The organism is Lysobacter sp. A289 (assembly GCF_054072675.1).
Genome location: NZ_JBSVRN010000002.1, coordinates 1 through 25,818 on the forward strand (window position 1 = coordinate 1; position 25,818 = coordinate 25,818).

Below are 25,818 nucleotides of genomic sequence, written 5' to 3' on the forward strand. Positions count from 1 at the left end.
CGGCCTTCTTCTTTTGCGGATTTAGCTGCCGATGCCCAACGCCGCTTGCGCCAGCAAGGCGATCACGCAAAGAAGCCCCACAGCCCAGACCAGACTGCGCAGCTTGTCCAGGTTGGCTATATAAAATGCGCCGTGCAGGACACGTGCGATGACGAAAGCGATCGCGAGCAACGCGATGTGTTCGTGTGACACCGCCGCAAGCTGGGCCAGCACTACAGCGATCGCGAACGGCGGGAAGGCCTCAAATGCATTGAGCTGGGCGGCGTTGGCGCGGACCGATCGTGGGTTGTCTTGCCTGGCCAGCCAGCCCCGCGGATCCCGGTTATCGAATCCATCGCCGCTGCCTTTGGCGACCATGGTCCAAACATACGGCAGCACGGCCGCCACCAACACGCACCAATATGCAGTTGTCAGAGTCATCTATGCACTCCTTTTGGGGAATACTGGAGATTCTTCCAAAGGGCAATAGCTACTCGACCGTTGGCGTCATCATGTTTTCGCGGGCGCTACGGAATGCGTTGCCTTGGTACCACTCAGGCCACTGGTCACTATTGGCCAGCTGCTCACCGACGCCATATAGTGCTTTCAAATCCTGTATCACGCCGTCGAGGTTCCACGAGGGGTCGTACTCATCGGCCGGCTGGTGGTAACGCCGATCACGGTAATCCAGCTCGCTCTTTTGCCCGGCTTCCACGCCGCCGTCGATCAGGTCGGTGCCGCCCTTGGCATACAGCGCGGGCACTCCGGCCTTGGCGAAGTTGAAATGGTCGGAGCGGAAGTAGAAGCCGTCCTCTGGAGTGGCCTCGGCATGCAGTACACGGCCCTGCTTGTCGGTGACGCTGGCAAGTACATCCTCCAGCTCGGAGCTGCCGAAGCCGACGACGGTCATGTCGCGCGAAGGGCCGGAGATCGGCATCGCATCCAGATTGATGACCGCAACCGTCTTGTCCAGCGGAATACTCGGATGAGCGACGTAATACTTGGAGCCGAGCAACCCGGACTCCTCCAATGTCACCGCGAGGAACAACAGCGAGCGATCCGGTGCGGGCTCCTGGGCGGCGAACTTCTCCGCGATGCCCAGGATGCCGGCTACGCCGCTGGCGTTGTCGACCGCACCGTTGTAGATCGTGTCTTTATCGGCGCCACTGTCGTGGTGGCCTTCGCCGCCGTGGTCACCCAGATGATCCCAATGCGCCATATAAACCACCGCTTCGTCGGGACGGGTCGCACCGGGCAACAGCGCGATCACATTGCGTGACGATTTTTCGCGGATGGTGCTGTCCAGGTCAAGCGATAGCGAGGCATCCAGCGGTATCGCCTTGAAGCCAGTCTTGTTCGCCGCACGGTACAGATCGTCCAGGCCATGGCCCAGCTCGCCCAGCACTTCGCGGGCGACTTCGCCGGTAATCCAGCCTTGTGCCGGCAAGCGCGGTTCGGGATCGTCCGCAGGAGCAAGATCGAACTGGGGACCCGACCAGGAGTTCTTGACCACGTCCCAGCCATACGAGGCGCCGCGGGTATCGTGAATGATCAATGCGGCCACAGCACCCTGGCGCGCCGCTTCTTCATACTTGTAGGTCCAGCGACCGTAATAGGTCATCCGCTTGCCTTCGAACAACTCCGGATCATTGGCATGGAAGCCCGGGTCGTTCACGAACATCACCACCGTTTTGCCCTTGACGTCGACTCCGGCGTAATCGTTCCAACCCAGTTCGGGCGCATTCACACCGTAACCGACGAACACCAGCTCGCTGTCCTTGATGTCGACCTCGGTCTGGCCGCTACGGGTTCCGATGACCATGTCGCTGCCGAACTGAAGGTCACGCGATTCACCGTCGATATCCAGATGGATCACGGTTGACTCGTCGGCGGTGGTCTCCACCATCGGTACAGTCTGGAAGTAGCTGTCGCCGTTGCCCGGCTGCAGTCCGAGTCGTTGGAATTCGGTCTCGAGGTAGTTGACGGTCTTCTCGCCACCGGGGCTGCCTGGCGCTCGACCGGCGAATTCATCGGAGGCCAGGATGCGGACCCGTTCGGCAAAATCGGCCGCATTGATGCTGGCGTCGGACGTGTATGTGCTCGCGTCGCTGGCAGCGGTGGCTGCCGGCTGCGACGGCGAATCTGCCGGATCATTGGACGGATTGCAGGCAGCCAACACGAGGGCAGCGGCTACCAGCGAAGTGGCGGGCAACAGGGGAATGCGGGACATGGGTCATCCAGAAGCGGCAGTATCATCGATACTAGCGCGTGTACCAGAAGCGTGCCCCACCCGCCTGCCCGCAGTGGGTATCGACCTCGCCGCGCCGTTGCGCGGTATCTATACCCGGGGTTAATCCTCGCGCGGTGGTGCACTGGTTCCCGAGTAGCTTGTCGCGGTGGCGCCGGTGACCGGTCCGATGCGGGCGCTGTCGTGGATCAACAACGTGACTTCACGTTCAAACACCAGCGAACCGCCAACCTGGGCGTTCGGGCCCACCACGATCCTTGGTTTGCGATTGCTGCGGAAGCTGAACCAGCCGACGTTTGGCTTCTGGTAATGGATCCCACCATGCACGTGCGAGCCCGCGCCGACGGTCAGGTCGCCGCCGACCATATCGATGTCGCCGGAAACATCGGTATCGACCAGACCCACTGCGCCGTTGACGGTGCCGACGTCCCCCTGGACGCTGCTGCCCCGGCCCAGGAAAACCTCACCGTTGACCGTGTTCACGGATTCGCCGACCTGCACGTTCGTGCCGGTGCGGATATCGCCATTGACCGTCGACAGGCCTCCGACCTGCGCACCATCACCCACATCGATGCTGCCATTGACGGTCGCCGCCTCGCCGGTGCTTGCCTTGGCGCCGATGCTGATCTGCCCGTTGACCGTGTCCAGGTCGCCGGCGCGCGCACCTTGTTGAACCTGCAGCGTGCCGTTGACCTTGCTCATGTCGCCTTGGTCGGCGAATGCCGTGGCCGGGGCGAGCAGGGCGAGCGAGATTGTCATCGACAGCGCGAGGGCGATTGGGTTGCGGGTCATGGCTTGAGTCCCGGTATAAAAGGGGAAATAGAGTGTCGGTTCACTTGCGGCACGAAGCTTGGCACGGCGTTTCGCTACAATCCACCCCATCTGAGTCAGCGAGATAAACGTCATGCCGATCCTCCAAGCGCCAGCCGTCCGGCCCGTCGTGTTGCTGATCCTGGATGGGTGGGGCCATCGTGAGGAGCCCGCTGATAATGCAATCGCGCAAGCAAATCTGCCCAACTGGAAAGCGCTGCTCGCGAGCTGTCCGCATACGTTGATCCATACCGAGGGTCGCCACGTCGGTTTGCCGGACGGGCAGATGGGAAATTCCGAGGTGGGCCACATGAACCTGGGCGCCGGCCGCATCGTGTACCAGAGCCTGACCCGGATCGATGCGGCGATCGATGACGAAAGCTTCTTCGGCAACCCGCAGCTGCGCGCCGCCTGTGCCGCGGCAAAGCGTAACCACTCCACCTTGCACCTGCTCGGGTTGCTGTCGCCGGGTGGCGTGCATAGCCACGAACGGCACATCTTCGCGATGCTTGAACTGGTGCGACGCGAAGGGGTGGAAAAAGTGGCCGTCCACGCGTTCCTGGATGGGCGCGACATGCCGCCGCGTTCGGCCCGACCTAGCCTGGAAGCGTTGCAATCGGCGTGCGCGTCGGCAGGCAACGCTCGTATCGCCAGTGTCACGGGCCGCTACTACGCGATGGATCGGGACCAGCGTTGGGACCGTTTGCACCAGGCATGGGACGCGATGATCGAAGGGCGCGCCGACCAACGCGCCGGGGATGCAGTGGCCGCGTTGGACGCGGCTTACGGCCGTGGTGAGGACGATGAATTTGTCCGGCCGACCGTGATTGGCGAGTCGCTGCCAATGGTCGATGGCGATGCCGTGGTGTTCATGAATTTCCGTGCCGACCGTGCCCGTCAGCTGGCGGCCGCGTTCGTCTCCCCGGCATTCACCGGCTTCGATACGCGCCGTCCCGCATTGTCGGATTTCGTGTGCCTGACCGAGTACGACGCCAGGCTGCCCACCGAGGTGGCGTTCCCCCCGGATGACCTGCGCCATACCCTGGGTGAGATCTTGTCCGATAGCGGCTTGCGACAGCTGCGTATCGCCGAGACGGAAAAGTACGCCCACGTGACGTTCTTCTTCAGTGGTGGTCGCGAAGATTCCTACGCCGGCGAGACGCGGATCCTGGTGCCCAGCCCGAAAGTCGCGACGTATGACCTGCAACCAGAGATGAGTTGCCCGCAGGTGACCGAGGGCCTCACCGCCGCGCTGCGCTCCGGCGATATCGATGTCGCGATCTGCAACATCGCCAACCCGGACATGGTCGGACATAGCGGCAATCTGGTCGCGGCGGTGAAAGCCGTCGAAGCGGTGGACGTTGCGATTGGTGAGATCCTGGCCGCGGTACGGCAGGCCGGTGGTGCGATCGTGGTCACCGCCGATCATGGGAACGTGGAGATGATGCGTGATCCGGTGACCGGGCAACCGCACACCGCACATACGGTGGGGCCGGTGCCACTGGTCTACGCCGGCCCACGACCGGCTTCGTTGCGCGACGGCGGCTCGTTGCGCGATGTCGCCCCGACCCTGCTGGACCTGCTGGGATTGCCCAAGCCGGGGGAGATGACGGGCCGCAGCCTGCTGCTGGACGGGCAGTCCGGCTGATGCCAGTCACGCGCGCAAGCGTCTGGGTTGTTTTTGCCGTCGCATGCCTGATGGCTGGGCCGACGTTCGCCCAAAGCAGCAGTGACACCGAGCGCAAGCTCCAGACGATCAAGAAGGAGCTCAAATCGGTCGCGAGCGAGCGCCGCCAGATCGAATCCAAGCGCGGCGCGGCGACCCGTGAGCTGCGCCAGGCCGACGAGCAGGTCTCTGCGTCCAGCCGCCAGTTGCGCCAGACCGAGCGCGACCTGGTTGCGAGCCAGGCCAAGCTGGACGAGGTACAGGCCCAGCGGGACGCCCTGAACGAGAACCTGGACACCCGGCGCGAGGAACTCGCCCGTTTGATACGTGCGGCCTATGCGCAAGGGGATGCGGCACCGTTGAAACTGCTGCTGGCTCAGGATCGGGTGGCTGATGCCAACCGGCTGTTGACCTACCACCGTTACCTGCAGAGCGACCGCGCTGCCCGGATCCAGTCGCTGTCGGGTGAGTTGGCGCAGGTGGATGCACTGGAGCGGGAGATCGTCGCCCGCCGTGCCGAGCTGGATGCGACCAGGCAACGCCAACGCAGCCAACTGGCGCAACTGGAAAAGGATCGCAGCGCGCGCAAGACACTGGTGGCCGAGCTTGACCAGCGTTTCCAGGACAAGCGCAGTCGCGAGAAAGCACTGGGGCGTGATGCCCAGGGGCTGGAGCAGGTACTGAAGAAGCTGCGGGCCGCCGCCGAACGTGCCGAGGCGGCCCGACGCGCCGCAGTGGCCAAGGCCGAACGCGAAGCGCGCGAAGCGGCGAAGCACACCGGTCAGCCCGCGCCACGCACTGCAACCCCAACCCCAACCCCCGTCGCCGGAGGCCCCCAGGTGGGCGGCGTTGGCTGGCCTCTGGCTGGCAACTTGATTGCCGGTTATGGAGCCAAGTTGCCTGACGGCCGTGAAAGCCAGGGCTTGTTGATCGGCGCCAGCGCGGGCACCGCGGTAAGTGCAGTGGCCGCCGGCACCGTGGTGTACGCCGAATGGATGAGCGGCTTCGGCCTGATCCTGATTATCGACCACGGCAATGGCTACATGAGCCTGTACGCACACAATGACGCCGTACTCCACGATGCCGGCGACACCGTCAGTCGTGGCGATCCGGTCGCGACCGTCGGCACCTCGGGTGGGCACGGCAGGCCGGCGCTGTATTTCGAATTGCGCCGTAACGGGGATCCGGTCAATCCATCTACCTGGCTGAAGCGCTGAGCGAGCCTGCCGACGGCATCGCTTTACCCGAAATTCCGGCGATGGGGCTTATTGTTGCCACCGGAGCCATCGTTCCTGGAGTTCGCCCAATGCATTTGCGTTACCTCCCGAGTGTCCTTGCTGCCGCCCTTGCCGTTGCATTGGCGCTACCGTCCGCAGCGGTTATCGCGCAGGATCAGACTACCCCCGCGGAACCAACGCCCGCGGCCCAGCCACCGGTGGAGCTGCCACCCGACCCGGTCGACGAGGAAGCACCGGCAGCGCCGGCCACTTCGGACGACACGCGTGCCGGCGACGATGCCGCTGCTGAGTCGAAGATTCCGCTGGACGAAATTCGCCGCTATGTCGCGGTGTACAAAGCCGTCAAGGCCGCCTATGTAGAGCCGGTCGATGACCATGACCTGATGCAGTCCGCGATCCAGGGCTTACTGCTTGATCTGGACCCGCACAGCGCCTATCTGAAAGGCGATGCGGCGGACAATTTCGATGAGCAATCACGTGGCAACTACGATGGCATCGGGGTGGAAATATTCCCACAGCCCGATGGCACCTTGCGGGTCATCGCCCCCATCGACGACACGCCGGCGGCGCGGGCGGGGGTCAAGGCCGGGGATCTGATTGTCGCCGTGGATGGCGTGCCGCTCAGGGCCAGCGCGGATGCGGAAGCCAGCTCGTTGCGCGGCAAGCCGGGTACCAAGGTCGAGTTGACGGTGGTGCGCGATGGCGAGGACGAGCCGTTGAAAATCAACGTTGAGCGCCAGACCATCGTCATCGCCAGCGTCCGCAGCCGGATGCTTGAGCCGGGCTATGGCTACATCCGCGTGAGTGCATTCCAGGCCGATACTGCCGGGGATTTCGAGGGTCAGCTTGAGCAGCTCAACCAGCAGTCAGGCGGCCAACTGAAAGGGCTGGTGCTGGACTTGCGCAGCAATCCGGGTGGCTTGCTGACCGCCGCGGTGCAGATTGCCGACGCGTTGCTGGATGACGGCGAGATCGTAAGCACGCGAGGGCGGATCCCGATCAGCGACGCGGTGTTCAGCGCCACTCCCGGCGACCTCATGCAAGGCGCTCCGGTGGTGATCCTGGTGGATGCCGGATCGGCCAGCGCATCCGAAGTGCTGGCCGGTGCGCTGGCGGATAATCATCGGGCGCGGGTGGTCGGCAGCCGGACCTTCGGCAAGGGCTCGGTGCAGACGCTGCTGCCGCTGGACAACGGCGACTCGGTCAAGCTCACCACGGCGCGTTACTACACGCCCAGTGGCAAATCGATCCAGGCGCTGGGTATCGTTCCCGATGTCGTCCTGCATGCTGACAAGCAGGACGATGATGCGCGTGCGACCCGCTACACCGAGGCCAGCCTGCCCGGGCACTTGGAGGGCGAGGGCGATCAGCCCGGCGCCCATGCCGGTGAAGTGCTCGATGGCGAGGCCCCGATCTCTGCCGGACTGGTGGAGTTGAAGCGGCTGGCAGCGATCCCGTCCGAGGCGACGTCGGTCAGCGCCCACTGATCTCCCGCACGCTTGCCGGGATCATCAGAAGCCGCTTCGGCGGCGCAGTCGCCGGGCGATGCCGGCGCGTGCAAGCAGCGCAAATGCCCCGCCGAAGGCGAAACCTGCCAAATGCGCGGACCATGCCACCGCGCCGAATGCGGGACCAATGAAGGTGAATACCACCTGCAACAACGCCCAGATCCCGATCAATAGTGCGGCGGGGACCTTCACAAACTGCAGGAAAACGCCCAGCGGCACCACCAGGCCGAGCCTGGCACCGGGGAACAAGGCCAGGTAGGCGCCGATCAGCGCGGACACCGCGCCGCTGGCCCCGATGATCAGCCGGTCAGGGGTGGCAATCGACAGCACCGCCGCGAGATTGGCGACGGCACCGCCGAGCAGGAACAACAGCATGAATCGCCATGGGCCCATGGCGCGCTCGGCCGGAAGCCCGAAGATCAGCAGGAACACCAGGTTTCCCAGCAGGTGAACCCAGTCGGCATGCAGGAACAACGCGCTGATCAAACGTACCAGACTGCCATCCGGCAGCGATTGCGCCCAGGCGATCGAGGTGGTCAGGCCACCCGACAGTGCTCCCCACTCCGTCAGCAGGCGGTGTTGTTCCGGCGCGGGCAACAATGTCAGCCAGGTAAAGCTGCCCCACAAGGCCGCAAACAGCAACGGGGTGGCCCAGCGCAATGGTGCCTTCTGGCGTGATGGAATCGCAACGAACATGTCAGTGTCCCGACGTGTGCGTTGCAGCGCGATCAGGCTGGTCAGACAAGCGAAACCTCATGTTTAACTGGGGTTGTGGGCGGTCAATGCTCATTTGTTAGCATGGGGTTAATCGGCACGCTATAGTGCAGACGGTGCCGTATGGCGGCGCCCCGGCATGCGTCGGCGACCGGCGAAACCGGCGCTCCAGACGCGCCGAAAAAATAACGTCATTGGAGATTACACGTATGCACCACGTACACCGCATCACACGCCTGTCGGCGCTGGCCTTGGGTATCGCTGGCGTGTTCGCGCTGGGCCAGGCCGACGCGTCGGGCTTTCAGCTCAAGGAAAACAGTGTCAAGGCCATGGGCGCGGCCTACTCGGGCACGGCTTCGAACGAGGGTGACACTTCGGTGGTGGTCAACAACCCGGCATTGATGACGAGCTTTGAAGGCACCACGGTGCAAGCGGATGTCAGCGTCATCGACCTGAGCTACGAGTTCAAGGGCGGTGGTTACGATCTGGCTGGCCAGCCATTGACCGGGGGTAACGGAGGCAACGCCGGTGGCGTGACCCCGATCCCGTCGATGTCGCTGGTCCACAAGTTCGACAATGGCCTGGCGCTGGGCGCGATGGTCAATGCACCGTTTGGCCTGAAGACCGAATATGACGACAACTGGGTAGGCCGCTACTACGCCCACACCTCGGACGTGCAGATCGTCGACTTGACGGTTTCCGCCGCGATCGACCTGATCCCTGATCGCCTGTCGGTCGGTGCCGGCCTGATCTATTCCAGTGCGGACGTGACCCTGTCCAAGTCGGTGGATTTCGGCACCATCCTGTATGGCGCCGGCGTGCCGTTGCCGTTCGCACGTCCGCAGGGAGCCGATGGCTTTGCCGACGTGCAAGGTGATGACACCGGCATGGGTTGGGTGCTGGGCTTCAATCTTCGTCCGACCGACAAGCTCTCCATCGGCCTTTCACACCGCTCCGAGATCGACTACGAGCTGCGTGGCGACGTGGACTGGACGCTGCCTGCCAACGCCCGCGCCACGTTCGACGCGGTAGGTCGCGCGGCGCTGTTCCAGGACGGCGGTGTAAGCGCCAAGTTGACCACTCCGGGAACCACCACGGTATCGGTAGCCTATGACTTCACCGATCGCGCCAAGGCGATGGTGACCTACGCGGAAACCGGTTGGGAGTCGTTGCACGAAGTCCGTGTCGACTTTGACGGCCCGGATCCGGATTCGGTTGAAGCGTTCGATTGGGACACCACCCGTTTCATGTCGCTTGGCGGCGAGTTCAAGTTGAATCCGGCCTGGACGCTGCGCGCCGGGTATGCGATCGACGAGACCCCAACCACCTATGCGACCCGTACCCCGCGTTTGCCGGACGAAGATCGCAAGTGGTACACGCTGGGTGCGACCTGGCAGGTCAGCGATGCGCTTGACATAAACTTCGCTTACGCGCGGATCGAGCCCGACACTCCGCAGATCGGCCTGATCACTCCGCCGGCGGAGGGTGGCCAGCGCCTGTTTGGCGAGTTTGACGGCGGTGCCAACCTGTACGGCATCTCGGCCCAGTACCGCTTCTGATCGATCGATACTGAACCAACAAAAAACCCCGCTTCGGCGGGGTTTTTTGTTGCTGCGGAGACGTCAATACAGCGGTTGCAGACGTCGCCCACGTGCCGGGCCACGTTGTTTCGCCAGGCTTATTCGCCCAGGGTCAACAGTGACGCATTGCCGCCGGACGCGGTGGTATTGATGGTGATCGTCTTCTCGGTGGTAAAGCGCGGCAGGTATTGTGGACCGCCGGCCTTGGGGCCGGTGCCGGACAGGCCATGGCCGCCGAACGGCTGCACCCCGACCACCGCACCGATCTGGTTGCGGTTGACGTAGCAGTTACCGACCTTGATACGGCTGGAAATCCTCTCCACCGTGGCATCGATACGCGAGTGAATGCCCAGGGTCAGCCCGTAGCCAGTCGCGTTGATGGCGGCGATGACCGCATCGAGCTGGTCCGCCTTCCAGCGGATCACGTGCAGCACCGGGCCGAAGATCTCCTGCTTCAGCTGATCCAGCGAATCCAGCGCATAGGCGCGGGGGGCGAAGAAGGTGCCGTGGGCGGTCTCAGGCCCCATGTCGCCGGTTGCGATCGGTGTCGCCTCGCGGTCCATGCGCTCGGCATGGTCTTCCAGCATCTTCAACGCGTCCTTGTCGATTACCGGGCCCACGTCAGTCGACAGCAGGCCGGGATCGCCCACCTTCAACTCGGCCATGGCACCGGCCAGCATGGTGACCACCGTATCGGCGATATCGTCCTGGACGAACAGCACGCGCGCGGCGGAGCAGCGTTGCCCGGCGGAAGTAAAGGCCGACGACAGCGCGTCTTTGATCAGTTGCTCGGGCAAGGCGGAGGAGTCGGCGATCAACGCGTTCTGGCCGCCGGTCTCGGCGATCAGCACGCCGAGCGCGCCTTCACGTCCCGCCAGGGCGCGGTTGATCGCCGCGGCGGTCTCGTTGGAGCCGGTGAAAGCAACACCCGCCACGCGTGGATCACTGGTCAGCGCGGCGCCGACGGTGATGCCGTCGCCGGGAAGGAATTGCAGCACATCTTCGGGCACGCCGGCTTCGTGCATCAGCCGGGTCGCGTAGTAGCCAACCAGGTTGGTCTGCTCGGCCGGCTTGGCCAGCACGCTGTTGCCGGTGGCCAGGGCAGCGGCGACCTGGCCGATGTAGATCGCCAGCGGGAAGTTCCACGGGCTGATGCAGACGAACACGCCGCGGCCACCGTGGTGCAGCACGTTGGTCTCTCCGGTGGGGCCGGGCAGCGGCTCCGGGGTGAACATCGTGCGCGCCTGGGTGGCGTAGTAGCGCAGAAAGTCGACCGCCTCGCGGACCTCGCCGACGCCATCGGCAATGGTCTTGCCGGCGTCCTTGGTGCACATCGCGATGAACTGGGCCATGCGCGACTCAAGCAGGTCGGCGGCATGCTCCAGGATCGTGGCGCGATCGGCCGCCGGGGTCGCATCCCACCTCGGGTGCGCAGCGACGGCATTCTGCAGTGCCTGCTCGACCACGGCGGCGTCGGCCGGAAGCCACTGGCCGACGACCTCGCGCAGGTCGGCCGGATTGGTCACCGGCACGCGCTCGCCGGTCAGCGTCGCGCCGGGTACCAACGGTTCTGCGTACCAGTCATTGCGCACCGCGGCGTTGACCTGTTCGGCCAGCGTCCGCAACTGGTCGTCGTTGGCAAGGTTGACACCCATGGAGTTGCTCCTGTTGCAATATTTCATTGAGGCTGCGTGGCTCCGGAACAGGTCGACCGGCAGCGGAATGTTGGGGTGCGAAATGGTGTCAAACCCGGCCACGGTGTCCAGCGGGTCGCGGACGAGTTTGTCGATGGGGACGCTCTCGTCGGTGATGCTGTTGACGAAGCTGGAGTTCGCGCCATTTTCCAGCAAGCGCCGGACCAGGTAGGGCAGCAGGTCTTCGTGGCTGCCGACCGGCGCATACACGCGGCACGGAACATCCAGGCGATCCGCCGGGATCACCTCGGCATACAGGTCATCGCCCATGCCATGGAGCTTCTGGAACTCGAAATCGACCCGGCGCCCGTCCAGGCCCGCCATGGTATGGACCGCGGCAATGGTCTGCGCGTTGTGGGTGGCGAACATCGGATAGATCGCGTCGGTGGCTTGCAGCATCTGGCGCGCGCAAGCCAGGTACGACACGTCGGTGTTGGGCTTGCGGGTGAATACCGGGAATCCGGGGTAGCCATCGACCTGGGCGCGCTTGATCTCGGTGTCCCAATACGCGCCCTTGACCAGACGTACCGGGATCCGGCGACCCACCTGGCGGGCGAGATCGACGATGAATTCAATGGCCTCCGGTGCACGCTTCTGATACGCCTGGATCGCCAACCCGCAGCCGTCCCATCCGTCAAGGGACGGATCGCGGTAGACGCCGGCGAACACGTCCAGTGACAGCTCCAGTCGATCGGCTTCCTCGGCATCCACCGTCAAGCCGATGCCGTGATGCTTGGCGAGCTGTGCCAGCTCCAGCACCCGCGGGGTCAATTCGGCCAGCACCCGTGCACGTTTGGGGTGCTCGTAGCGCGGATGCAGTGCGGAGAGCTTTACCGAGATGCTGGGGGTGGCAAAGATGTCGTCGCTGCGGTAATCGGCGCTGCTGCCGATCGTCTGGATGCCCTGACGGTAGGCGTCGAGATAGCGCAGTGCATCGGCATCGGTCAACGCGGCCTCGCCGAGCATGTCATAGCTATAGCGATAGCTGCTGTTGACGCCCTTGCGGGCGCGGGCCAGTGCCTCAGCCATGGTCCGGCCCATGACGAACTGGTGGCCCATGATTTCCATCGCCTGGCGCACGGCCAGCCGGATCACCGGCTCGCCAATGCGTCCCACCAGCCGTTTGAAGGCATTGTGAGCGTCGCGCTTGGTGTCATCGGCCAGCTCGACCAGTTTGCCGGTCAGCATCAGGCCCCAGGTCGAGGCGTTGACCAGCATCGAATGGGACTGGCCCATGTGGCGCTTCCAGTCGGCTTCACCCAGCTTGTCGCGGATCAGCTTGTCGGTGGTGAGCTGGTCGGGAATCCGCAACAGTGCCTCGGCGACACACATCAGCAACACCCCTTCCTCGCTGCCCAGGTCGTACTGGCGCATGAAGGCCTCGACCACGCCTTGCTCATGGGCCCGCGCGCGTACCCGCTGCACCAGGTCGGTGGCCAGTGTCTGGGTTGTGGCGCGGGCGGTATCCGGCAAACGGGCCCGCTCGGCCAGCGCAGTCACGTGGGCGGTCTCGTCACGCCGCCAACCGGCAGTGATCGCTGCACGCGCGCTGCCAGGCATGACCGGTAATTCAGGACTGATCAGGGTGCGCAACGGCAGCGAAGCGTCCAGGGAGGGGGATTTGTTGGTCATCGGGTCCGCAAGCGGCGGTGGGGGGGAGGGCCCGATAGTCTATGGTTAAACACGCGCGCGCGCTGGATAACTTAAGTCATGGTCGAAGTCACCATGGGCGTGATTCGCTTGCTGCAAATCGTCCTGGCGGATACCCTTTGAAGGCTTTCGGTAACGTAGTCACTGGCGGGATGGGTCCCGGTGGGCCCGTCAATCATTCCGTCGCGGGTCGTTTCGGCACCCCGGTGCCGGATGCAGGCCGGGGCAGCTCGCGGAGCAGGACCTAAGGTAATCATGATCAACAAGCGGAATGCGGGGCTCAAATTGATGAAATCCGGTCGTGTCAAACAGTGCGTCATGGGGCTTGTCGCCATGGCTGCGCCGATGTGGGCGTTTGCGCAGAGTGCGGACCCGCACCGCTGGCAGCTCAACATGGGCCGCGGTGTCACCCACCTGTCCAACAACGCGTATGAAGCCCATATGATGGTGCTATGGATCTGCGCGGGAATCGGCCTGTTGGTGTTCGTCGCCATGGGCGTGGCGATGTTCCGGTTCCGGAAGTCGCGCGGCGCGGTGGCGGACACATCATTCACCCACGATACCAAGCTGGAGACCCTGTGGACGGTGATCCCGGTGATCCTGCTGGTCCTGATGGCGACCCCGGCAACCTTCAAGCTGGTCGACATGTACGACACGCGCGATTCGGAGATGACGGTCAAGGTCACCGGCTACCAGTGGATGTGGGAGTACGAGTACCTTGGCGAGGACGTCAGCTTCACCAGCCGGATGGATCGCGAAAGTGATCGTATCCGCCAAAGTGGCCTGGATCCACGCGATGCCGAGACCGAGCATCCGTACTACCTGCTGGATGTCGACAACCCGCTGGTGGTGCCCGTCGATACCAAGATCCGGTTCGTGATTACCGCTGACGACGTGATTCATTCGTGGTGGGTGCCGGCATTGGGTTGGAAGCAGGACGCGGTGCCGGGCATCATCAATGAGGCTTGGGCCGACATTTCCACCCCAGGTGTCTACCGCGGCCAATGCGCCGAGTTGTGCGGCAAGGATCACGGCTTCATGCCGATCGTGGTCAAGGCACTGCCCAAAGCCGAGTTCGAGCAGTGGCTTGCCGCCCAGAAGGGCGGCGAGGCGCCGACCGAACCGGCTTCAACCGCTACCGACACCCCGGAAGCACCCCAGGCAACTCCCGAACCCGAAACCGATGCCCCGGCCGCTGTCGCGGTCGCCGGCTGACCGGCCCGCCGGCTTTTACATCACACGAATCCAGAGGTAGGCCATGGCTGCCACGTACCCCGTCACTGATCAGCACGATGACCACGGTCCCCAGCAGGGGTTCGTCCAGCGTTGGCTGCTTTCCACCAACCACAAGGACATCGGGACTCTGTACCTGCTGTTCAGCTTCATCATGTTCCTTATCGGCGCGGCGTTCTCGATCGTCATTCGCAGTGAACTGGCGCAACCCGGGCTGCAGTTCGTCGACCCGCAGTTCTTCAACCAGATGACCGCGTTGCACGGATTGGTGATGATCTTCGGCGGGGTGATGCCGGCGTTCGTCGGCCTGGCCAACTGGATGATCCCGTTGCAGATCGGTGCGCCGGACATGGCGCTGCCGCGCATGAACAACTGGTCGTTCTGGATCCTGCCGTTCGCGTTCGCGATGTTGCTGATGACCCTGTTCCTGCCGGGTGGCGCGATGGGTGGCGGCTGGACGATGTACCCGCCGCTGTCGTTGCAGGGCGGTTCCAACGTAGCGTTCCAGATCTTCGCTATCCACATGATGGGCGTCAGCTCGATCATGGGCGCGATCAACGTCATCGCCACCGTGCTCAACATGCGCGCGCCAGGGATGGACTTGCTGAAGATGCCGATCTTCACCTGGTCGTGGTTGATCACCGCGTTCCTGCTGCTTGCGGTGATGCCGGTGCTGGCCGGTGCGGTCACCATGCTGTTGACCGACAAGTTCTTCGCGACCTCGTTCTTCAACGCCGCAGGTGGCGGTGACCCGGTGATGTACCAGCACATCTTCTGGTTCTTCGGCCACCCCGAGGTCTACATCATGATCATGCCGGCGTTCGGCATCGTCTCGGAGGTTATTCCGACCTTCAGCCGCAAGCCGCTGTTCGGCTACCAGGCCATGGTGTATGCGCTGGCGGCGATTGCATTCTTGTCGTTCATTGTCTGGGCGCACCACATGTTCACCGCCGGCATGCCGCTGGGCGGAGAACTGTTCTTCATGTACGCCACCATGCTGATCTCGATCCCGACCGGGGTGAAGATCTTCAACTGGGTCACCACCATGTGGCGCGGCTCGTTGACCTTCGAGACGCCGATGCTGTTCGCGGTGGCGTTCGTGATCCTGTTCTCCATCGGCGGCTTCTCCGGGCTGATGCTCGCGATCGTACCGGCCGACTTCCAGTACCACGACACCTACTTCGTGGTTGCCCACTTCCACTATGTGCTGGTGACCGGCTCGGTGGTGGCGCTGATCTCGGCGGTGTACTACTGGTGGCCCAAATGGACGGGCCGGATGTACAACGAGTTTTGGGGCAAGTTCCACTTCTGGTGGACCATGGTGTTCCTCAATCTGCTGTTCTTCCCGCAGCACTTCCTCGGTCTGGCCGGCATGCCGCGCCGCATCCCGGACTACAACGTGGTGTTCGCCGACTGGAACCTGATCAGCTCGATCGGCGCGTTCGGGATGTTCGTGACCCCGTTCATGATGATCTTCATCCTCGGCCACTCGAAGAAGTACGGTGCCAAGGCAACCGCGCGCGTCTGGGAAGGTGCCCGTGGCCTGGAGTGGACCGTGCCCAGCCCCGCGCCGCACCACACCTTCACCGTACCGCCGGTAATCCGTGACGGTGACCTGGCCCACGGTGACGTGACCCACTGAACCGCCCGTATCCGGCGCGATCCCGACCTGGACTGAACATGACTCCGACCCCGCCACCGCATGATGATGTCGCCGCGCGCCGCAAGGCCGCACGGCGTACCGCGCTGTGGCTGGCGGTGGCTGCAGCGCTGGTCTACGGCGGTTTCATGCTGATTGCGGCACTCAGGCAATGAACGCCGGACACGAGCCATCGACGCCGCCGCGCAAGGCGTCGACCGGCCTTGCCAAGATGCTGATCGCGGCTGCGGTGGCGTTCGCCTTCAGCTTCAGTCTGGTGCCGCTGTACCGGATTGCGTGCGAGAAGGTTTTCGGGATCCGGCTGGACAATACTGCCGTCGAGTACACCGCCGACGCCAATGCCGCGGTCGACCGGATGATCACCGTGGAGTTCGACGGCGGGGTGAATTCCAAGTTGCCCTGGAGCTTCAACCCCAACCAGTCGACCATGCAGGTGCGCCCGGGCGTGCAATACGAGACCACTTATTTCGCACGCAACGATAGTGATCGGGCGATAGTCGGCAGCGCCGTTCCCTCGGTGGCGCCGGCACGCGCTTCGCGCTACTTCAGCAAGACCGAATGCTTCTGCTTCACCGCCCAGACCATGGCCGCCGGCGAAACCCGGGACATGCCGGTACGGTTCATCATCGACCCCAATTTGCCCAAAGACATCAAGACCGTCACCCTGTCGTATACGTTTTTCAAGAACCCTGAGCTCACCGCGCAGTTGGCATCCAGTGCCCACGCGGTTTCGGCCACGCCGGTCTCAGCGCCCTGATTGCTCCATTGAACCCATTGCATAACGGAACCATCTCCATGGCCCAAGTCCAGTCGTCTGACGCCAACGTCTACTTCGTCCCGCACCACAGTCGCTGGCCGATCCTGGGCTCCGTTGCCCTGTTCGTGATGATGACCGGCGCCGCTGGCTGGCTCAACCAGAGTAGCTGGGGGCGCTGGACCTTCATCGTCGGCGTCGCGTTGATGATCGGGGTGCTGTTTGGATGGTTCGGTGACGTCATCCGCGAGTCGGTGCGCGGCAAATACAACCGCCAGGTGGACATGTCATTCCGGATGGGGATGGTCTGGTTCATCTTCTCGGAAGTGATGTTCTTCGCCGCATTCTTTGGTGCGCTGTATTACTCCCGCCAGTTGTCGCTGCAATGGTTGGGCGGTGCCGGCGACGGCGCGATGACCAATGCGTTGCTCTGGGACGGCTTTACCACGGGCTGGCCGAGTAATGGTCCAGGCGTGGTTGGCGGTGCTTACCAGACGGTCCCGGCGTGGGGCTTGCCGCTGGTCAATACATTGATCCTGCTGAGCTCGGGGGTGACCCTCACCGCGGCGCATCACGCGCTCAAGGCCGGCAAGCGCAAGGCGTTGCTGGTCGGCCTGGGCCTGACGGTGCTGCTGGGCTGTCTGTTCCTGTTTTTCCAGGCCGAGGAATACGCTCACGCCTATGCCGAGCTGAATCTGACGATGGGTTCAGGCATATACGGCTCCACGTTCTACCTGCTGACCGGTTTCCACGGCGCGCACGTGACGTTGGGCACGATCATGCTGCTGATCATCTGGTTCCGCTGCCTCAAGGGACACTTCAGCGCGGACGACCATTTTGGTTTCGAGGCGGTGGCGTGGTACTGGCACTTCGTCGATGTGGTCTGGCTGATGCTGTTCCTGTTCGTCTACGTCCTGTAACCACGATCCACACGATCCTTCCGGGACGTCGCGGCAGGTCGGCCACCAGCCCGCTCCTACACACAACAAGCGGGTGATGCCAGCTTCCAGCGGTGGGGGTAAAGCGGCCTGCCCACCACCGGCGATCGGTTGGGCGAGCCCCTCAGCCCCCAACGGAGTGGAACTGGATCCACCCCATCTTTGCGGCGACCGCCACAAACAAGATCATCGCAATGGACAGTGCGACCCGACGGGTCAATGCGTTGACGGTTCGCTTGCTCTCGCCCTTGTCGACCAGCATGTAGTAAAGCGCGGCACCGAGGTTCCAGACAATCAAAACCAGGAAGCCGATGATCACCAGGGTCTTCATCAATTTGCTCCGGCGTGTTTGCGACCAGCCCGGCGCGGGAGTCGACGTGGGTGGATTATCGCAAGTTGTGATGGATAAGACGTGAGCCGACGCCACACATTGGTCGTTGGTTGGCTGTCGGCGATGGCCGTCATTGTACTGTTCGTCAACCTGGGCAACTGGCAGCTGCATCGGGCGGTCCAGAAACAGGGGATGCTGGATGCCGCCGCGCGGGTGCTGGCCACGCGTGAACGTCATCCACTTGGCCTGGCAACCGACGAGAGCCGTCTGGAAACTTACGATTGGGCCGCAGGCCGCGGTGAGTTCGCGTCGCGTCCGCCATTGCTGCTCGACAACCAGCAGCGCGAGGGCCGCGTCGGCGTAAACGCATATCGGGTGTTCCTGCCCGAACAAGGCGCCCCCCTGCTGGTCGACCTGGGCTGGTTGCCGTTGCCGGCCGACCGCACGTTGCCGGCCATTGCCCGGCCAGAAGGCACGATCAGCCTGCAAGGGTTGCTGGTGCCGCCGCCAGCCACCGGGATCCCGATGGGCCCCGGACTGGTGCGTGACGGCGGCAGTTGGCTGCTGACCCGGGTGGATATCGCGGCTATCGCGTCGGCGATCGACCTGCCTCTCGCGTCGCGGGTATTGCGCCTGGATCCGGCCTCGCCGCTGGGGTATGAGCGCGACCTGGCGCTGCTTGCCAACACGCTCACGCCCGACAAACATCGCGCCTACGCACTGCAGTGGTTCGCATTGGCGCTGGCGGTGCTGGCCACTGCCCTCATCGTTACTTTCCGCAAACCGCGCAAGCACAACCCCAAGGCCGATACGCCATGACCAGCCCACAACCGCCCGCCAAGCCGCAGGATATCGACATCAAGTCGCGCAACCGCAACCGCATCATGCTGGTCGCGATATTTGTCCTGTTCTTCGGCAGCGCGGCGGTTGCCGGCTTCCTGCGGTTCTCCGGTTGGCAACCCGAAGGCAGCAAGAACCACGGTGAAGTGCTGCAGCCGCCGACGGACCTGCGCGAAGTCATTCCGCAGTTGGTGGACGGCGGCACGTATGAGTGGAATCCGGATGCCCGCACCTGGCGCATTGCCCTGGCGCCGCCAACGGACTGTGGCGCGGAGTGTGCCGAGCTTGCACGCGACCTGGACAAGGTGTGGCGGCTGTTTGGCAAGGACGCGGACCGCCTCCACATCCTGTGGATCTGTGACTCCCCGGGTTGCATGCCGCCCGCCGCGATGCCGTTGCCTCGCACGCTGCGGCAGCTGCAGCCGGATCCGCGGTTGCGCGCGGGGTTGCCGGGCGTGGATGATCCCGCCGGCGTGCCGGTGTATGTGATCGATCCCAATGGATTCGTGATCATGCGCTTCGAGCCCGGTTTCGATGCCGGCGGCTTGCGCTCCGACCTGGCCACGCTGTTCAAACTGATCTGAATACGGTCGTTACCGTTCCGGGGCCGGAACCGGTATCCACCAAGGGAACCCAATGACCGCATCACACAACCCCGCCAGCCACTCGACTCATCTGCGGCCAGCACGGCACTTCCATCGCCTCGCCTGGCTGGCGGTGGCATTGGCGCTGGGGGTGATCGTGTTCGGGGCATTTGTGCGCTTGTCCGATGCCGGTCTGAGCTGCCCGGACTGGCCGACCTGTTATGGCCATGCCGCATGGCCAACGCAGGACGGGCAGGGTGCCGACCATGTCGCCGCCGAGATCCGGCCGGTCAATGTCGACAAGGCGTGGCGCGAGCAGTTGCACCGGATGGTTGCCGGCGCATTGGGAGTATTGACCCTGGGCCTTGCCTTGCTGGCCGCCCGCCGACGCAAGTTCGGCATCACCCGGGTCGTCGCCGCGTCGGTGATGGTGGCGGTCGCAATCCCGCTGTACATGCGTGATCAACACGTTGCCGCGACGGTGTTGGCGATCGTCGCAGAGACCGTGCTGCTGTTCTCGGCGCTGCGCTGGAGCAACCTGGACCTGGCCCGGGCCGCAACCCTGACCCTGGCGGTGATCATCTTCCAGGCGCTATTAGGCATGTGGACGGTGACCTGGCTGCTCAAGCCGATCGTGGTCATGGGGCATTTGTTGGGCGGCTTGCTGACGTTTTCGCTGTTGTTGTGGATGGCGTGGCGTGCAACCAACGTGCCGATCCGGCTGGCCGAGGCGCCCCGGCTACGGACGTTGATGATTGCCGGGTTGGTGTTGCTGGGCACGCAGATCGCGTTGGGCGGCTGGACCAGTGCCAATTACGCGGCGCTTGCCTGCGGCACCGATTTTCCGACCTGCGTAGGCCAGTGGTGGCCACCGACTGATTTCCGCGAAGGGTTCGTGCTGTGGCGTGGGATCGGCATGGACTACGAAGGTGGCGTGCTGGACGGCGCATCGCGCATCGCGATCCAGATGGCGCACCGGATGATGGCGCTGGTGGTGGCCATTTACCTGTTGTGGGTGTCGTGGGTGCTGTTGCGCAAGCCAGGCATGCGCGGTTGGGGAAGCCTGCTGGGGCTATTGGTGTTGGCCCAGGTCAGCCTTGGCATCGCCAATGTCAAACTGGCCCTGCCGTTGTGGACCGCGGTGTCGCACAACGCCGGCGCCGTGTTGCTGCTGTTCGTGCTGGTATCGCTGTTGGCGCGGCTGCGCGCACCGGAGCCGTGAGATGAGCCACACCTTCCGTCAGATCTGCCGCGAGTACTGGGACCTGACCAAGCCACGCGTGGTGGCGTTGATCATCTTCACCGCGGCGATCGGCATGTTCCTGGCGGTGCCCGGGCTGCCGCCACTGCAGGAGTCCGTGCTCGGCTTCCTGGGTATCTGGCTGGCGGCGGCTTCCGCAGCGACCATCAACCAGCTGCTGGATGCCCGCATTGACGCCAAGATGGTCCGCACCTCGTGGCGGCCGATCGTGGTCGGGCAGGTGACCCCGCGCCAGGCGCTGCTGTTTGCGCTGGCACTGGCGGGTTTGTCGATGCTGATCCTGCTGGTGTGGGTCAACGTGCTGACGGCGGCGCTGACGTTCGCCTCGATGATCGGCTATGCGGTGATCTATACCGTGTACCTCAAGCACGCGACCCCGCAGAACATCGTGATCGGTGGCCTCGCAGGCGCGGCGCCGCCCGCGCTTGGATGGACGGCGGTTACCGGCCAGCTCGATCCGCACGCATTGCTGCTGGTGCTGATCATCTTCATCTGGACGCCGCCCCATTTCTGGGCGTTGGCGATCTTCCGCCGCGACGACTATCGCAAAGCCATGGTGCCGATGCTGCCGGTCACCCACGGCGTGCAGTACACCCGTTGGCAGATCCTGTTCTATACCGTGCTGCTGGTGCTGGTGACGGTGTTGCCGTGGGCCACCGGCATGAGCGGCCTGTTCTACCTGGGCGGCGCGCTGGTGCTCGGTGTGGCGTTCCTCTATTACGCCTGGCGGTTGATGAACCCGCCCGATGAGACCTACGCCATGAACGTCTTCGGCTTCTCGATCGTGTACCTGATGGCGCTGTTTGGGTTCCTGCTGGTCGACCACTGGCTGTTGGCACTCATGCAGCCGGCCGCACTGATGGAGTTCAAGGCGCTCGGCTGATCACTTGATCACGATGCGTGCCGAAGACGGCGATTGCGCCGCCAGCAATGCCGACAACGATGGATCGGCCGGATAGCCGTCGCCGTTGAACTGGAGCGCGACCGTGCCGACGCGGTCGGGATCGGTACCGACGCCGACGAACAGTTCATGCCAGCCCCGATGGCGACGCGAACTGATCGCGATCGGCGGCCGGGTATTCGTGGTCCGGGTGACCAGACGGAAATTTCCCTCGGGCGCCGCATGAAAGATCAGCAACGAGCAGCCCTGGCCGCTGCACCAGCGACTACCCTCCAGCAACATCATCAGGTCATCGGCGCCGTCGCCGTCAAGATCGACAAGTGCCTCACGGTAAGCCGGAACCTGCTCCACTTGCCGGTCCGCCAGGAAGCCTGCCAACGCGTCTTCGGCCGGGTTTATGGCTGCGGTGGTCAGCGCCGGTACGGGCAGCGCGACGGTTTTCGTCGCCGACGTCACCGCATCGGCGTGTCCGGTGTCGTTTTGGCGCTGCGCGTTGGGCAAGTCGAATGCCGGCAGATTACCGCTGCAGCCACTGATCGCGGCAACCGCAAGGGCGCAAGCTACCAGTCGCACAGTCCCACCTGGCCGTGGTGCACGCGCAGGCATGTGATCTCTCCGATACTTCATCGCCGTCCAGACTAGACGTGCGTGCGTCGTCGTCGAGTCAACGAGCCTGCGGCAGCGTCACCAGACCAGGTCGTCGGGCACCGGGAAGCGCTGGTAGTACTCGTCGTCCGTGGCATCGCCGCCGGTCTGGGCGATGTCCTTGCGGCCATGGTCGAGCACGATCATCGACGGATCGCGCGAGTGAACCTTGTCGGCGGCCGCGCGGGGAAGCAATTCATAGCTCTGGCCGTGGCGGACAACGACCAGCGCACCCTTGGCGAGCTGGGCGCGCAGGGTCTCGTTGACCAGCACGTTCCTGATCGCGCCGTCGTCGTTGAAGCGGTAGGCAATCTCGCCTTCGCGCGTGACCTTGTGGCTATCGACGATCTGTCGGACCTGCGCCCGCAGCTCGGCACTGTGGGCCTGCGCATTGCGTTCGGCCGCCAGCGCGCGATCACGCTCGGCGCGCTGTTCCTGCAGCTGGCGGGTGTCTACCGGCGAGGCATCCGGGGTTGCAGTGCTGCGGCCATGGCGCTGCCGCGTCTGTTCGCGAACTGCCTTGGCCACCTTGTCCTTCTTGACCAGGCCAGCCTTCAGCAACTGCTCCTGCAAGGGGGTGCGCATAGTAAAAAGACCGTGGTTCCGTGAAGGGGGGTAATGATTGTAGCGTTATCGCGGAACAAGCCCCGCTGGCATCCCGGACTAGCTGAGGCGGGCCAGCAGCAATCCGCGCAGTTCGTCCTTGTCGTCATCGCTCAAGCCGCTTTGGTGCCGTTGGGCTTGCAACTCGTCGACGCGTTGCTGCAGGGTCTGGCGGTTGAGCTGGGCGATGGTGTCGAGCAGTTCCTTGCGCAGCGTGCTCTCGTCGCCCGGCAGCGAGACGGCCGCCAGCTTCTGCAATGACTCATGCTCCTGGCGGCCGGCGAAGTGCTCGATCAGCGCGCCGGTACCGATGTCGGGACGCTCATAGACCAGGCCCAACAAGTCGACCAGCAGGTCGATGCCGGGTTGTTGTAACGCCGCGAAACGAAATGGCGGTTCCAGCTCCAGCGCCAGTGCGGGCTGTTGCAGCAGCAGCAGGATGGCACTGCGCACCAGGCTGCGGCGCGGGGCGGCGGCGCGCCCATGGCCGGCGCGGGCACGCTGTACCGGCACATGGGTCGTGGTGGTGCTGGTGCGAGCGCCGACGCCGGTCAACTCGGTCAGCCGTTGCTGCATCAGGTCGGCGAACGCGCCGTCGGGGATCTGCGCGAGCAGGGGTTTGGCACGCTCGGCCAGCCGGCCCTTGCCTTCCAGGGTGCCCATGTTGACGTCGCTGGACAACGAGTCGAACAGATACTGCGACAGCGGCGTGGCGGCCTGGCAACGCTGGTCGAAGCCACTGGCACCCTCGCGGCGAACGATGCTGTCGGGATCCTCGCCATCGGGCAGGAACAGGAAGAATCCCTGGCGCCCGTCCTTCATGCGCGGCAATATCGATTCGACTGCGCGCCAGGCCGCTGCCCGGCCGGCGCGATCGCCATCGAAACAGAAATACACGTCCGCCGCGTTGCGGAACAACAGCTCGGCGTGGTCGGGCGTGGTCGCGGTGCCCAGGGTGGCCACCGCGGTGTCGACGCCGTGCTGGAACAAGGCGACCACGTCCATGTAGCCTTCGACCACGATCAGCCGGGGGATCTTGTTGTGGGCCTGCCGTACCTGCCACAGGCCATACAGCTCGCGGCCCTTGTGGAACAGCTCGGTCTCTGGCGAGTTCAGGTATTTGGGGTTGGCGTCGGCATCCAGCACACGCCCACCGAAGCCGATGGCGCGGCCGCGACGGTCGTGGATCGGGAACATCACCCGGTCACGGAACTTGTCGTAGATGCGGCCGCTGTCGCTTTTGGAGAACAGGCCGCCGCGCTCGAGCAGGCTGGTCTGGCGCTGATCGGTCCCCAACGCGTCGCGCAGGGCATTGAAGCCATCCGGCGCGTAACCGATGTGGAAGCGCGCGCGGGTCTCGGCATCCACGCTGCGCCCGTCCAGGTAAGTCCGCGCCTTTGCGCTGTCGGCCAGTTGCTGCTGGAAGAAGGTTGCCGCCGCCGCCATTGCGTCAAACAGGGCCTGGCCATCGGGATTGGCGTTGCGCTGCCGGGTATCACGCGGCACTTCCATGCCGGCGTGCTTGGCCAGCTCGTCGACCGCATCGAGGAATTCGAGCCGGTCGTAGTTCATCAGGAAGCTGATCGCGGTGCCATGGGCGCCGCAGCCGAAGCAGTGGTAGAACTGCTTGGTTGGCGAGACGGTGAAGCTGGGCGAGCGCTCGTCGTGGAACGGGCAACGCGCCGAGTATTCCTTGCCTTGGCGCTTCAGCGGCACCCGCGCGCCAACCAGCTCGACAATGTCGGAGCGGGCGAGCAGGTCATCGATGAATGCGTCGGGGATGCGGGCCATGCAGCGTTGTCCTGGCGGACATCCATGATCGAAAGTGAATGGTAGGACTAGGATGCCACCGCAGCGGTTGTTCCGCTTGCCGGCAAGAGAATGGTGTCAGGTGTTGCTGGCGCCGGCGGGCGGTGGGCCGTCCATAGCGAAGCCGGTCTCGTCCGGCGCAGAGGCGTTCATGGCCCGGGATTGTTCGTCCATCAAGCGGCCCTTGACCCGCGCATGCTCGTCCAGCATCGCGGTGATCAGCGCGCCGGTCATGAACACCATCGCGCAGTAGTACAACCACACCAGCATCACCACCAGCCCGCCGGCCGGCCCATAGGCGTTGCCCAGGGTGGCTTGGCCCAGGTACAGGCCGATCGCCCAACGGCCCAGCATGAAAAGTCCGGCCGTGAGCGCGCCCCCGAACAGCGCACGTCGTCGACTGACGGGACGGTCCGGCAGCAGCCGGTAGATCAATGAAAACACCAGCATATAGAGCAGGAAGGACACCGCCGCGGCGAATACCGGCAGCAGGTCCGGCAGCCAACGCATCAGTATCGCCATTGCGGCCTGCGCCGCCATCGATACCACCAGCAAGAAACCCACTCCCAGTGCCATCCCGAATGACAGCAACCGCTTGCGGAGCCAGCTCAGCAGGCCGCCCAGATGTTTGGCGTCGCTGCGGAAAACCCGGTTGAGCGCCGATTGCAATTGGCCAAAGACGATGGAGGCGCCAATCAGCAACGCGCCGACGCTGAGCAGTGCGGAAAATGAACCGGTGTCCGGTTGCTGCTCGGCATTGGCCACGATCAGCCGCGCGGTGTCCTCGACCTGGGGCCCCACCAGCATGCCGACCTGGTGGAAGAACTCATCCTGTGCCGCCGGGTACAACGCGGTCGTCAGCCACAACAGCAACACCACCAGCGGCGCGAGCGACAGCAAGGTGTAAAACGCCAATGCCGCGGCCAGCGCGAGGATGTCGTAGTCGATGAACCGGCGGACGAACTTGGCAGGCCAGCTCTGCTCCAGTCGGGCCTGCAGCCCGTGGATGCGATCGATGAGCTCCGGGTCGGGGGTTTCCCCGTGCGCCTTCAAGGGCCTCGGCAGGATGGGCGCGGCAGATTCGTCGGCGTTGCGGTCGGAGGTCGGCATGCAGCGTTCATCAGCGACGCGAAGAACGTCCCCGACAGTATCGATGAGCGCGGGTTAGCATC

General features: G+C 64.2%; 23 protein-coding genes. 13 read left to right on the forward strand and 10 right to left on the reverse strand.

The window, feature by feature from the left end:
• Positions 1-21: 21 nt before the first annotated feature.
• The 3 genes from ACW5DN_RS12100 to ACW5DN_RS12110 all read right to left on the reverse strand — a co-directional run bounded on the left by ACW5DN_RS12100 (position 22) and on the right by ACW5DN_RS12110 (position 2,986).
• Complete coding sequence (locus tag ACW5DN_RS12100; protein ID WP_456963069.1) at positions 22-420, reverse strand: MAPEG family protein; 399 nt, start codon at positions 418-420, stop codon at positions 22-24.
• 49 nt (positions 421-469) lie between these two features.
• Positions 470-2,209, reverse strand: coding sequence for a M28 family metallopeptidase (locus tag ACW5DN_RS12105; RefSeq protein WP_456963070.1), 1,740 nt, complete (start codon positions 2,207-2,209; stop codon positions 470-472).
• Between the two features lie 120 nt (positions 2,210-2,329).
• On the reverse strand, positions 2,330-2,986 hold the full coding sequence (locus ACW5DN_RS12110; RefSeq protein WP_456963403.1) for a hypothetical protein: 657 nt from the start codon (positions 2,984-2,986) through the stop codon (positions 2,330-2,332).
• 145 nt (positions 2,987-3,131) lie between these two features.
• Between ACW5DN_RS12110 and gpmI the strand changes: the two genes are divergently transcribed.
• From gpmI to ACW5DN_RS12125, 3 genes are all read left to right on the forward strand, one after another.
• Positions 3,132-4,685, forward strand: coding sequence for a 2,3-bisphosphoglycerate-independent phosphoglycerate mutase (gpmI, locus tag ACW5DN_RS12115; protein WP_456963071.1), 1,554 nt, complete (start codon positions 3,132-3,134; stop codon positions 4,683-4,685).
• The gene (locus tag ACW5DN_RS12120) at positions 4,685-5,920 is read left to right on the forward strand and encodes a murein hydrolase activator EnvC family protein (protein WP_456963072.1); all 1,236 of its coding nucleotides are present in this window, start codon (positions 4,685-4,687) and stop codon (positions 5,918-5,920) included. Before gpmI ends, ACW5DN_RS12120 begins: the two co-directional genes overlap by 1 nt.
• An 89-nt stretch (positions 5,921-6,009) precedes the next feature.
• Positions 6,010-7,428: a S41 family peptidase gene (locus ACW5DN_RS12125; RefSeq protein WP_456963073.1), complete on the forward strand. Its 1,419-nt coding sequence runs from the start codon at positions 6,010-6,012 to the stop codon at positions 7,426-7,428.
• Between the two features lie 24 nt (positions 7,429-7,452).
• Here ACW5DN_RS12125 and ACW5DN_RS12130 read toward each other — a convergent pair whose 3' ends face one another.
• Positions 7,453-8,145, reverse strand: coding sequence for a rhomboid family intramembrane serine protease (locus ACW5DN_RS12130; protein ID WP_456963074.1), 693 nt, complete (start codon positions 8,143-8,145; stop codon positions 7,453-7,455).
• A gap of 227 nt (positions 8,146-8,372) precedes the next feature.
• Between ACW5DN_RS12130 and ACW5DN_RS12135 the strand changes: the two genes are divergently transcribed.
• Complete coding sequence (locus ACW5DN_RS12135; RefSeq protein ID WP_456963075.1) at positions 8,373-9,722, forward strand: OmpP1/FadL family transporter; 1,350 nt, start codon at positions 8,373-8,375, stop codon at positions 9,720-9,722.
• A 119-nt stretch (positions 9,723-9,841) separates the two neighbouring features.
• Here ACW5DN_RS12135 and putA read toward each other — a convergent pair whose 3' ends face one another.
• On the reverse strand, positions 9,842-13,069 hold the full coding sequence (gene putA / locus ACW5DN_RS12140; protein ID WP_456963076.1) for a bifunctional proline dehydrogenase/L-glutamate gamma-semialdehyde dehydrogenase PutA: 3,228 nt from the start codon (positions 13,067-13,069) through the stop codon (positions 9,842-9,844).
• 306 nt (positions 13,070-13,375) lie between these two features.
• Between putA and coxB the strand changes: the two genes are divergently transcribed.
• From coxB to ACW5DN_RS12165, 5 genes are read left to right on the forward strand one after another with little or no spacing between them, the layout of a single operon-like run.
• Entirely contained in the window at positions 13,376-14,302 is a 927-nt protein-coding gene (gene coxB, locus ACW5DN_RS12145; protein ID WP_456963077.1) for a cytochrome c oxidase subunit II, read from the forward strand.
• Positions 14,303-14,345: 43 nt separating this feature from the next.
• Positions 14,346-15,962 (forward strand): cytochrome c oxidase subunit I, encoded by a 1,617-nt coding sequence (ctaD, locus tag ACW5DN_RS12150; protein ID WP_456963078.1) that lies wholly within the window; start codon positions 14,346-14,348, stop codon positions 15,960-15,962.
• Positions 15,963-16,000: 38 nt separating this feature from the next.
• Positions 16,001-16,135: a hypothetical protein gene (locus tag ACW5DN_RS12155; protein ID WP_456963079.1), complete on the forward strand. Its 135-nt coding sequence runs from the start codon at positions 16,001-16,003 to the stop codon at positions 16,133-16,135.
• Positions 16,132-16,737 (forward strand): cytochrome c oxidase assembly protein, encoded by a 606-nt coding sequence (locus ACW5DN_RS12160; protein WP_456963080.1) that lies wholly within the window; start codon positions 16,132-16,134, stop codon positions 16,735-16,737. Before ACW5DN_RS12155 ends, ACW5DN_RS12160 begins: the two co-directional genes overlap by 4 nt.
• A gap of 38 nt (positions 16,738-16,775) precedes the next feature.
• Positions 16,776-17,654 (forward strand): cytochrome c oxidase subunit 3, encoded by an 879-nt coding sequence (locus tag ACW5DN_RS12165; RefSeq protein WP_456963081.1) that lies wholly within the window; start codon positions 16,776-16,778, stop codon positions 17,652-17,654.
• Between the two features lie 142 nt (positions 17,655-17,796).
• Here the strand turns inward: ACW5DN_RS12165 and ACW5DN_RS12170 are convergent, their stop codons facing one another.
• The gene (locus tag ACW5DN_RS12170; RefSeq protein ID WP_456963082.1) at positions 17,797-18,003 is read right to left on the reverse strand and encodes a twin transmembrane helix small protein; all 207 of its coding nucleotides are present in this window, start codon (positions 18,001-18,003) and stop codon (positions 17,797-17,799) included.
• Between the two features lie 81 nt (positions 18,004-18,084).
• Between ACW5DN_RS12170 and ACW5DN_RS12175 the strand changes: the two genes are divergently transcribed.
• From ACW5DN_RS12175 to cyoE, 4 genes are read left to right on the forward strand one after another with little or no spacing between them, the layout of a single operon-like run.
• On the forward strand, positions 18,085-18,822 hold the full coding sequence (locus ACW5DN_RS12175) for an SURF1 family protein (protein ID WP_456963083.1): 738 nt from the start codon (positions 18,085-18,087) through the stop codon (positions 18,820-18,822).
• A complete protein-coding gene (locus ACW5DN_RS12180; protein WP_456963084.1) occupies positions 18,819-19,427 on the forward strand; it encodes a hypothetical protein in 609 nt (202 codons plus the stop codon). The genes ACW5DN_RS12175 and ACW5DN_RS12180 overlap by 4 nt, the downstream gene beginning before the upstream one ends.
• A gap of 52 nt (positions 19,428-19,479) precedes the next feature.
• Entirely contained in the window at positions 19,480-20,649 is a 1,170-nt protein-coding gene (locus ACW5DN_RS12185; RefSeq protein WP_456963085.1) for a COX15/CtaA family protein, read from the forward strand.
• A 1-nt stretch (position 20,650) separates the two neighbouring features.
• A complete protein-coding gene (cyoE, locus tag ACW5DN_RS12190; protein WP_456963086.1) occupies positions 20,651-21,571 on the forward strand; it encodes a heme o synthase in 921 nt (306 codons plus the stop codon).
• Here the strand turns inward: cyoE and ACW5DN_RS12195 are convergent, their stop codons facing one another.
• From ACW5DN_RS12195 to ACW5DN_RS12210, 4 genes are all read right to left on the reverse strand, one after another.
• Positions 21,572-22,195 (reverse strand): hypothetical protein, encoded by a 624-nt coding sequence (locus ACW5DN_RS12195; RefSeq protein WP_456963087.1) that lies wholly within the window; start codon positions 22,193-22,195, stop codon positions 21,572-21,574.
• 78 nt (positions 22,196-22,273) lie between these two features.
• Positions 22,274-22,819 (reverse strand): DUF2058 domain-containing protein, encoded by a 546-nt coding sequence (locus tag ACW5DN_RS12200; protein ID WP_456963088.1) that lies wholly within the window; start codon positions 22,817-22,819, stop codon positions 22,274-22,276.
• A gap of 78 nt (positions 22,820-22,897) precedes the next feature.
• The gene (gene dnaG, locus ACW5DN_RS12205) at positions 22,898-24,628 is read right to left on the reverse strand and encodes a DNA primase (RefSeq protein ID WP_456963089.1); all 1,731 of its coding nucleotides are present in this window, start codon (positions 24,626-24,628) and stop codon (positions 22,898-22,900) included.
• Positions 24,629-24,724: 96 nt separating this feature from the next.
• Entirely contained in the window at positions 24,725-25,756 is a 1,032-nt protein-coding gene (locus ACW5DN_RS12210) for a YihY/virulence factor BrkB family protein (RefSeq protein ID WP_456963090.1), read from the reverse strand.
• Between the last annotated feature and the right edge of the window lie 62 nt (positions 25,757-25,818).